This window comes from Micromonospora sp. NPDC051006 (assembly GCF_044456245.1).
In the GTDB taxonomy this organism is placed as follows: domain Bacteria; phylum Actinomycetota; class Actinomycetes; order Mycobacteriales; family Micromonosporaceae; genus Micromonospora.
Map to the genome: position 1 here is coordinate 1 of NZ_JBITFP010000001.1, position 9820 is coordinate 9820.

Sequence of the window (9820 nt, forward strand, 5' to 3'; positions counted from 1 at the left end):
TGGGGAGGATGCGTGGGGGCGGCAGTTGTGGTGTAGGGCGCGGCGGGCCGCGCCCCCGGGCCCCGCGTGGGGGGGGTTGTAAAAACCCACCCCCCGCGGGGGGGGGGGGGCCCGCCCCCCCGCCCCCCGGGGGGGCCCGACCACCGTCACCAGGCCCGGACGGGCGCGGTGGATGGTGCAGTGGTGCCGACGATCAGAGCGGGCGGATGTTCTCCGCCTGCGGGCCCTTCTGGCCCTGGGTCACCTCGAACTCGACCCGCTGGTTCTCGTCCAGGCTCCGGTAGCCGGAGGACTGGATCGCCGAGAAGTGGGCGAAGACGTCGGCGCCGCCGCCGTCCGGGGTGATGAAGCCGAAGCCCTTGTCAGCGTTGAACCACTTGACGGTGCCAATTGCCATGTGTTTCGTCTCCTTGACGGAACGTCGAACCCGCACCTGTTGCGGGCCCGAGAGGAGCGCTCCACGCGGAACTGCGTGGACCGCCTGTCGCTTCTGGTCGCCCCGCCCGGAGAACTCCGGACACAACAAAGAGCGCCTGGGGCCACAATCCGCCAGGCGCACACAGAGTCTCTGGTAACCAAAACTGCAACCCGGACAACCTATCACGGCTGGACGCGATCGGCATCCTTTTCCCCAACTTCCGGCACGGCGGCGATCATCGCGGTGAGCCCGGCCACGTCGAGCAGGTCCGCCGGACGCACGGTGACCCCGTCCCGGACGTAGTGGAAGGCCGCACCCACCCGATCGACCGGCACCCCGGCCAGCTCCGCCCAGGCCAGCCGGTAGACCGCCAACTGCACCGCCGCCACCTCGGCCGCCGCGCCGCTGGGCTGGCCGCCGGTCTTCCAGTCCACCACGTCGAAACGTCCACCCGGGCGGGCGAAGACGGCGTCCATCCGGCCCCGGACCACCACGCCCGCGATCACCGTGGCGAACGGCACCTCCACCTCCACCGGCACCCGCTCGGCCCACTCGCTGGCCAGGAAGCGCTCCTGGAGCTCCGCGAGCGCCTCGTCCGGGGCGGCGTCCGCGTCCGCCGCGCCGGGCAACTCGTCCAGGTCGAGCAGCCGGTCGGCACCGAACCGCTGCTCCAGCCAGGTGTGGAAGGCGGTGCCCCGCCGGGCGTACGGGTTGGGCTCGCTGGGCATCGGGCGGCGCAGCGTTCGCGCCAGCGCGGCCGGGTCGCGTCGCAGCGCCACCAGCTGGGTGACGGTCAGGTGCCCGGGAAGCCCCACCTCGATCGCGCCGGACGCCCGGGTCAGCTCGGCCCGCTCGGCCAACAGCAGGTCCGCCTCCTGCCGCCAACGCGCCACCTCCGGATCGTCCGCCACCGGATCCGGCCCGACCTGGTCCGGTCCGACCCGCTCGGACCCGACCTGCTCCGGCCCGACCTGCTCCGGCCGGGCCTGCTCCGGTCCGACCTGCTCCGGCCGGGCCGCCGCCGACCCGGTCTCCGCCGGCCCGTCGGCCGGCTCCGGACCGGCCCTGCCCGAGTCGGTCCCGTCGGCCAGGAACCGGCGGACCAGCGCGGCGGCCTCGGTCAGCGCCGGGCGGCGCACGCCGAGCGGATCGGCCGGCCACTCCGCCCGGAGCACCACCTCGGTGGTCGGGTTGACCGCGTCCGGCGCCGGCTCCGGCGCCCAGGCGTCGACCAGGTGCCCCGGCCCGCCGTCCAGGCAGGCGTCGTACACCTCACGCAGGAAGACCGACGGGCCGCGCGGGCGCTTGGTCCCCTCCCCCCACCAGTACCCGGAGCAGAGCAGCAGCCGGCGCGGCCGGGTCACCGCGACGTACGCCAGCCGGCGCTCCTCCCGCTCGTCGTGCGCCCGCCATTCGTCGGTGAAGTCGGCCAGCGCCCGGGCCACCCCGCGCTGGTCCTCCGCCTCGGCCAGCTCCAGCCGGGGCAGCCCGTCGGCATCCCCGCGCAGCGGGAACGGGAGCACCCCCAGCCCGCCCAGCCAGTGGTCGGAGTTGCGCACCGGGCCGGGCCACACGCCGCGGCTCTGCCCGGCGACCGCCACCACGTCCCACTCCAGCCCCTTCGCCGCGTGGGCGGTGAGCACCTGCACCGCGCCCTCGACCACCTCGACCTCGCCCGGGGTGAGGCCGCGCTCCTCGTCCTCGGCGGCGGCGAGGAAGGCCAGGAACGCCGAGAGCGTGGCCCCCGGCGTCTCGCCGGTGAACCGGGCGGCCACGTCGCCCAGCGCGTCCAGGTGGCCGCGGGCCAGGCCGGCGTCACCGGCGCCGTCACGGCCGGCCCGGACCGCCACCTCCACGTCCAGCCCGATGGTCCGCTCGATGTCCGCGATCAGATCCGGCAGCGACTGGTCCAGCCGGTAGCGCAGCAGGGCCAGCTCCCGGCCGTACGCGCGCAGCCGGAGATAGCCCTCCGCCGAGTACGCCTGCGCCGGGCCGAGGTCGGCCAGCGCCTCCACCAGCGTCGCCTCGTCCAACAGATCAGGGGTGATCTCCGGCGTGCCGTCGCCGGCGAGCTGCCGCCGCCCGACGGCGATCGCCCGGGCCCGGCGGTGCAGCGCCACCAGGTCGCGCGGCCCGATCCGCCAGCGGGCACCGGTGAGCAGCCGCAGCAGCGCCGCGCCGTCGGTCGGATCGGCCAGCACCCGCAGCGTGCAGACCACGTCCCGCACCTCCGGGGTGTCCAGCAGGCCACCCAGACCGACCACCTCGACGGGCAGGCCACGTTCGCGCAACGCCGACTCGATCGCCGGGATCTGGCTGCGTACCCGGACCAGCACCGCGGTCGTCGGCCGCTGCGCCACCGGGATGTGCTCCGGCAGCGCGCCGGGCAGCCGGGCTGCGCCCCGCCAGGCGGCCAGCACGCTCTCCGCGATCCAGGCCGCCTCGTCCGCGTACGTCTCCAGCAGCGCGCAGTGCACGGTGCCGGCGGTGGCGCCGCGGGCGCTGCGGTGCGGGATCGGCTCCCGGACGCTCAGCGCGGCGCGCAGCTCGGGCACCTGCGCCCCGGCGGCGCGCAGCGGGGTGGCCAGCGCGTTCGCCACCCGGAGGATCTCCGGCCGGTTGCGCCAGCTGGTGGTGAGGCCGAGCGCGGGGGCCGGCGTCCCGCCGGGGCCGGTGAACTCGGTGGGGAACCGCTCCAGGGTGCCGGCCGACGCGCCGCGCCAGCCGTAGATGGACTGACACGGATCGCCGACAGCGGTCACCGGATGCCCGTTGCCGAAGAGCGCGGTGAGCAGCACCACCTGGGCGTGGCTGGTGTCCTGGTACTCGTCGAGCAGCACCACCCGGTAGCGGTCCCGCTCGACCGCGCCGACCCCCGGATGGTCCCGGGCGACCCGGGCGGCCCGGGCCAGCTGGTCGGCGAAGTCCATCGCCTCGAAGTCCTCCTTGCGCCGGGCGTACGCCCGCACCAGCGGCAGCAGGCGCAGCCGGGTCTGCTGGAAAGCGAGCGCCTTGCGCACGTCGGCGTAGATCCGCCCCGGGTGGGCCTGCACCTCGGCGAAGAACCGGCCGGTCCAGGCGGCCAGCTCGTCCGGGGCGACCAGATGCTCGTCCAGCTCACCGGCGAGCGCCAGCACCGCGTCGGTGATCGTGCTCGGCATCCGGTCCACCTCGGACATGTCACCGTCGTAGTTGCGGACCAGCAGGTCGACCAACTGCCAGCGGGACGCCTCGGTGAGCAGCCGGGTGGAGGGCTCGTAACCGGCGCGCAGGCCGTGCTCGGTGACGATCCGGCCGGCGTAGGAGTGGTAGGTGGCGATGGTCGGCTCACCGGCGAGCGGGGCGTCCAGCGGATCCCGCCCGCGCCGCCCCAGCCGGCGGATCAGCTGGTCCAGCCGGGTGCGCACCCGGTGCGCCAGCTCGCCGGCCGCCTTGCGGGTGAAGGTGAGGCCGAGCACCTGCTCGGGCCGGACGTAGGAGTTGGCCACCAGCCAGACCACCCGGGCAGCCATCGTCTCGGTCTTGCCCGAGCCGGCACCCGCGACCACCAGCAGCGGCTCCACCGGCGCGGCGATGATCGCGGCCTGCTCCCGGGTGGGCGCCGGCAGCCGCAGCAACCGGGCCAGCTCGACCGGGGTGTAGCGGGGACCGGCATCGGCCAGCCGGGGCGCCGGTGCCGCGGCGCCGAACAGGGCGGGCTGGGTCACGGCGACACCTCAGTTCGCGGCTGCGGGGCTCGCAAGCTCACTCCTCGCGCTCACGGGGCTGGCGTTGGTTCGCGGCTGCGGGGCTCGCAAGGCGCTCACGGGTCCGCCTACGGGTGTTCTGGGCGGCGCACGGCCGGCGGCTCGACGACCTGGCGTCCCTGCCCGGAGACCGGGCAGCTGGTCCGTACCGGGCAGACCCGGCACTTCGAGTTGGCGACCGCGGCGAAGGTCGAGGCGGCCATCGTATCGGCGGTACGCCGGACGAGCGCGGTCGCCCAGCCGGCCTCCGGCCCCTCCCCGGCCGGCGGCTGGCTCTGCTCCTTCGCGTCCTTCGCCGTCGTGCCGAGCTGCACCAGGGCGGCGCCGCCGGACTCGTCGCCGAACTCCTCGAACGCACCCGCCTCGACCGCCGCCTGGTAGGCGCCCAGCTGCGGATGCTCGGCCAGGTCGCTGCCGGTGACCGCGGTGGATTTGCCGGTCTTCAGGTCGATCACGACCAGCCGGCCGTCGGCGTCGACCTCCAGCCGGTCCACCCGACCGGTCAGCTCGACCGGGCGGTGCGGATCGTCGAGCCGGACCGCGAACTCGTGCTCGATGGCGAGCAGCCGCCGCGGGTTGCTGGCCAGCCAGCGCAGCAACTTGTCGACCATCGCCTCGGCGCGGGACCGCTCCGGGCCGGCCATCCAGCGGGCGGCCAGCTCGATCGCGTCGAACCGCGCGGCCACGTAGTCGAGCAGCGCCCCCCGGTCGGCGCTGGCGTCCTCGGCGAGCATCGCGGCGGCGTGCACGAGGTTGCCCACCCCCTGGGCGGTGCTGGCCGGGGCGCTGCCGCCGTGCCGTTCCAGCAGCCAGCGCAGGCTGCACCGCAGCGCGCTCTCCATCGCCGACGGGGTCACCCGGACCGGTTCTCCCTCGTCCACCAGCGGGCGGTCGTCGGAGAGCCCGCGCAGCCCCCACCAGTCGTCCGGATGCGCGCCCGGCACCCCGGCGGCGGCCAGCCGGGCCAGTTCGGCCGCCGCGGCGCGCCGCCGGGCGTACAGGGCCGCCGGCTCGACCACGGCGGTACGCAGCTCCGCCACCAGCGCCGGCAGGGTGAGCGCCCGGGGCGCTCGGGTGAGCGGCAGCGCGCCGGGCCGCGCCGGGCCGTCCTCGTCCGGGTCCTCGTCCTCCGGCCCACCGTCGTCGGGGCCGGAGCGCGGGCCCGGCGGAGCCGGATCATCGCCGTCGGGCGGAGTCGGATCATCGCCGTCGGGCGGCACGGTGGGCGGGGCGGGCGGCTCGGTGGGGCCGAGCTCGTGCAGGAACCGGCTCGGCTGCTCCTCGTGGTCGTCACCGCCGACCGCGGCCGAGGCGACCGCGCTGACCAGCAGCCGCCGCCGGGCCCGGCTCACCGCGACGTGGAACAGCCGGCGCTCCTCGTCGAGCAGCGCCGAGGTCTGGCCGACCACGGTGGCCGCCGCGCCGGCGCCGACGGCCCGGCCGGCGAGCACGTCGACCAGCCGTTCCGAGCCGAGCAGGCTGCCGCGCAGTCGCAGGTCGGGCCAGACGCCCTCCTGCACCCCGGCGACCGCGACCAGCTCCCACTCCAGGCCCTTCGCCGCGTGGGCGGTGAGCAGCCGGACCGCGTCGCCCCGGTCGGCGGTCGGCGCGAGGGTGTCGGCCGGCAGGTCCTGCCCGAGCACGTGGTCGAGGAAGACCTCGGTGCGCGCGCCGGGCAGCCGGTCGGTGAACCGGGCCGCCGCGTCGAAGAGCACCATCACGGCGTCGAGGTCCCGGTCGGCCGCCTCGGCCCGACGCCGCCGGGCGACGTCTCCCTCGCCGGCCGCCGGCCGGCCTCGGCTGATCGCGCCGGCCCACCGTTCGGCCAGCCCGCTGGCCCGCCAGACCGCCCAGAGCACGTCCTCGGCGGTGGCGCCGGGCCGGGCCGCCGCTTCCCGGGCGGTGGCCAGCAGCCCGGCGACGGCCTGCGCCGGCTCCGCCCATCGCCGGTCGATGCCGGCCAGCTCGGCCGGGTCCTGCAACGCCTCGACGATCAGCTCGCCGGAGGGTCGCCGGTCGCCGCCGGCCAGCGCGAGGGCGCGCAGGCCCTGACGCAGCCGCCGCTCGGCCAGCGGATCGGCGCCGCCCAGCGGCGAGTGCAGCAGCGCGACGGCGGCCTCCTCGTCGAGCCGCTCGGGCTCCAGCGCGCAGCGCAGCAGGAGCAGCAGCGGCGCGACCGCTGGCTGCAGGTGCAGCGGCAGGTCCTCGCCGTGCACCACCGTCGGCACCCCGGCCGCGTGCAGCGCCCGTCGCAGCGTGGGCAACTGGAGCGCGGTCGACCGGAGCAGCACCGCCATCTGCGCCCAGGGGACGCCGTCGAGCAGGTGCGCCGAGCGCAGCGTGTGGGCCAGCCAGGCCGCCTCGCTGGTCGCCGAGCGGAAGGTGTGCACCTCCACCGCCCCGGCCAACGCGTCGGGCAGGGGCCGCAGCCGGCGGTGCGCGGCCGGGCCGCGCAACCGACGGGCCAACCGCCCGGTCGCGGCCAGCAGGCCCGGGCCGGCCCGGTAGGAGGTGGTCAGCAGCACCCGTGCCGCCGGCGCGCCGGAGGCCGTCCGGAACCGGTGCGGGAAGGTGGTCACCCCGGCCGGATCGGCGCCGCGGAAGGCGTACGTGGAGGAATCCGGGTCGGCGAAGGCGACCAGCGACTTGCCCCCGCCGGCCACCACCGTCAGCAGCTCGAGCTGGGCCGGGTCGGTGTCGGCCAGCTCGTCGACGTAGACGTGGGCCAGCCGGCGCCGCTCGGCCGTCAGCAGCTCCTCGTCGTCGCGGAGCAACCCGGTGGCGGCCCGCACCAGCTCGGCCGGGTCGTAGGCGATCGAGCCCCGGTTGCTGACGTCGCGCAGTGCGAGCACCGCGACGTACTCCCGCAGGAAGCGCGCGGCGGCCGGCCAGTCGGCCCGACCGAGCTTCTCGCCGAGCCTAGCCAGCTCGACCGGGCCGACACCCCGCTCGGCGGCGCGCATCAGCAGGTCCCGCAGCTGGGCGGCGAAGGCCCGGGTGCGCAGCGCCGGCCGCAGGTCCTCCGGCCAGCCGACCGGGTCGTCCTCGGGCTCCTCGCCGACCACGTCGAGCAGCTCACGGATGATCAGATCCTGTTCGGGGCCGGTGAGCAGCCGGGGCGAGGGCTCACCCCGCTCGGCCGCCGCCCGGCGGAGCAGCCCGAAGGCGTACGCCGGGAAGGTGCGCACCAGCGGCTCGCGGAGCACCCGGTGGCCGTCGCGGGCCACCCGGGCCTCGATCCGGTGGCGCAGCGCCGTGGCGCCGCGGCGGCCGAAGGTGAGCACCAGGATCGACTCGGGGTCGACCCCCTCGGCCACCCGGGCCGCGACCGCCTCGACGAGCGTGCTGGTCTTGCCGGTGCCCGGGCCGCCCACGACGAGCATCGGCCCGTCGGTGTGCCCGACCACCTCGGCCTGCGCCGCGTCGGCCCGCAGCTGGGCCGGACGAGTCTCCTCTGTCGACCCGGCGGGCCGACCGAGCCCCTCGGTCGACTCTCCAGGTCGACGCACCAACCGGTACGCCTGCATCAGCTCATCCCACCACGCCGGTACGACACCGCCCGCCCGCCACCCCGCCCGGTGTCCCCGCGCACGTCCGGTACCGCTCCGTCGGCGGATCGGGTCAGGTCAGGTGGGCTTCGAGGACGTCGAGGGCGGCGGGTACGGAGTCCACGACGGTGAGCAGGTCCAGCCCGGCCGGCTTGAGGAAGTGCTGGTCGGCGAGCGCGGCCAGCCAGTCGAGCAGCGGCTGGTAGAACCCGTCGGCGTCCACGAGCACCATCGGCTTGGCGTGCAGGGCCAGCGTGGCGGTGGTCCAGACCTCGAAGATCTCGTCCAGCGTGCCGAGCCCGCCGGGCAGCGTGAGGAACGCGTCCGACTTCTCGATCATCAGCGTCTTCCGGCTGGCCATCGAGTCGGTGATCACCAACTCGTCCGACTTCAGGTCGGCGACCTCCAGGTCGACCAGCGCCTGGGGGATCACGCCGACCGTGGGACCGCCGGCCGCCCGTGCCCCGTCGACCAGGGCACCCATCATCCCGACACAGCCGCCGCCGCTGACCACGGTGTGCCCGCGGCGGGCGATCTCCGCGCCGGTGTCGGCGGCCAGCTCCAGCCAGCGCCGGTCGAGGGTGCGGGAGGAGGCGCAGAAGACGCAGATCGCCGCCATCAGCCCGCCCCCGCCTCGTCGGCGTCGATCCGCTCGGCGACGCCGGCCGGACCGGTTCCGTTCGGCGCGGTGCCGGCCGAACCGACCGGACCGGGCGCCACCCCGGCCTCGCCCCGGTCCGCGGCGACGTCCGGCCGGTCCGCCCCGGCCTCGCCCCGGTCCACGGCGGCGGCCCGTTGGTCGGCGGCGGCGTGCTGCGCGGCGGCCGCCCGCTGGTCGGCGCCGGTACGGGCCACCGCCTCCTCGCGGACCGCCTCCTGTTCGGCGGAGAGCGCGGCCTCGGCCTCCACGATGTGCCGGACCGCGGCGTTGACGTCGTCGGTGAGGCAGATCAGCTCAAGATCGACGGGCCCGATCTTGCCGCCGACGGCCATGGTGTCCCGGAGCCAGTCGAGCAGTCCGCGCCAGTAGTCCACTCCCATCAGCACCACCGGGAACCGGGTGACCTTGCCGGTCTGCACCAGGGTGAGCGCCTCGAACAGCTCGTCCATGGTGCCGAACCCACCGGGCAGCACGACGAAGGCCTGGGCGTACTTGACGAACATGGTCTTGCGGGCGAAGAAGTAGCGGAAGTCGATGGCGAGATCGACCCATTCGTTGATGCCCTGCTCGAAGGGGAGTTCGATGCCCAGCCCGACGGAGAGCCCACCGGCCTCGCTGGCACCCCGGTTGGCCGCCTCCATCACGCCCGGGCCGCCGCCGGTGATCACGGCGTAGCCGGCCCGGGCCAGGGCGCCGCCCAGCTCCTCGGCCAGCCGGCACTCGGCGCTCTCCGGCCCGCTGCGGGCCGAGCCGAAGACGCTGACGGCCGGGGGCAGGTCGGCGAGGGTGTCGAAGCCCTCGACGAACTCGGAGAGGATGCGCAGCGCGCGCCAGGCGTCCTTGGTCTTCCAGTCGCCGCGCCCCCGCGAGTCGAGCAGCCGCTGATCGGCGGTACTGCCCGGGATCGCCTGGCGACGCAGGGTGACCGCGCCCCGGTGTCGTTCCCGTTCCGGGGTCCGGCCCGCCTCCGGCCCGTTGCTCTGACTCATGCAAGCCACCGTAGTGGAGCGGCACCGGCCGGGTGCGCGGGGCGAGAACGCGGAGAAATAGTTCGCGATCTTGGGCAACTAATTGGCTCGCCCGTACGTCTTACTATTCACATACCGGGTATGCCCCGGCGCGCGCCTTCGGGGGAGGAGCCAGCGTGATCAGCAACAGCGAGATGATCCGGATCCGGCGGCAGATGCAGCGGCGGATCCGCGACGTGGTGGCCGAGCGCCGCCGCGCCCGCCAGATCGAGCCGGCCGGCGCCGAGCCGTCCGGCGACCCCACCGACGCCCGACCGTCCACCGACGCGTCCTTCACCGCCTCGGTCTGACCACCCCGCCGGCGCTCCGCCGGCAGCAGCTTCGACCACGAGGCCTGGGGGCCCGGGGCCCCCCCCCGGGGGGGGGGCGGGGGGGGGGGGCGGGGGGGGGGCGGGGGGGGCGGGGCCGCGGGGGGGGGG

The 9820-nt window shown here is 76.0% G+C and carries 5 protein-coding genes and 1 pseudogene; 1 reads left to right on the forward strand and 5 read right to left on the reverse strand.

Annotated elements, in window-relative coordinates; all coding sequences use genetic code 11:
* Positions 1–193: 193 nt before the first annotated feature.
* The 5 genes and pseudogenes from ACIBBA_RS00005 to ACIBBA_RS00025 all read right to left on the reverse strand — a co-directional run.
* Positions 194–397: a cold-shock protein gene (locus ACIBBA_RS00005; protein WP_007464836.1), complete on the reverse strand. Its 204-nt coding sequence runs from the start codon at positions 395–397 to the stop codon at positions 194–196.
* A 203-nt stretch (positions 398–600) separates the two neighbouring features.
* Positions 601–4125 (reverse strand): ATP-dependent helicase, encoded by a 3525-nt coding sequence (locus ACIBBA_RS00010; protein WP_396692299.1) that lies wholly within the window; start codon positions 4123–4125, stop codon positions 601–603.
* Positions 4126–4232: 107 nt separating this feature from the next.
* Positions 4233–7691, reverse strand: a complete 3459-nt coding sequence (locus ACIBBA_RS00015) for an ATP-dependent helicase (RefSeq protein WP_396692301.1) — start codon at positions 7689–7691, stop codon at positions 4233–4235.
* A 94-nt stretch (positions 7692–7785) separates the two neighbouring features.
* Complete coding sequence (locus ACIBBA_RS00020) at positions 7786–8331, reverse strand: TIGR00730 family Rossman fold protein (protein ID WP_396692303.1); 546 nt, start codon at positions 8329–8331, stop codon at positions 7786–7788.
* A gap of 200 nt (positions 8332–8531) precedes the next feature.
* A pseudogene (locus ACIBBA_RS00025) lies at positions 8532–9362 on the reverse strand (TIGR00730 family Rossman fold protein); the annotation flags it as partial.
* 155 nt (positions 9363–9517) lie between these two features.
* On the opposite strand from ACIBBA_RS00025, the gene ACIBBA_RS00030 reads away from it, so the two are divergent.
* Positions 9518–9691: a hypothetical protein gene (locus ACIBBA_RS00030; RefSeq protein WP_396692305.1), complete on the forward strand. Its 174-nt coding sequence runs from the start codon at positions 9518–9520 to the stop codon at positions 9689–9691.
* Positions 9692–9820: the final 129 nt, after the last annotated feature.

Coding starts and splice junctions, on each gene's coding strand:
- ACIBBA_RS00020 (WP_396692303.1), bottom strand. CDS start 8,331: ATGGCGGCGATCTGCGTCTTCTGCGCCTCCTCCCGCACCCTCGACCGG.
- ACIBBA_RS00005 (WP_007464836.1), bottom strand. CDS start 397: ATGGCAATTGGCACCGTCAAGTGGTTCAACGCTGACAAGGGCTTCGGC.
- ACIBBA_RS00015 (WP_396692301.1), bottom strand. CDS start 7,691: ATGCAGGCGTACCGGTTGGTGCGTCGACCTGGAGAGTCGACCGAGGGG.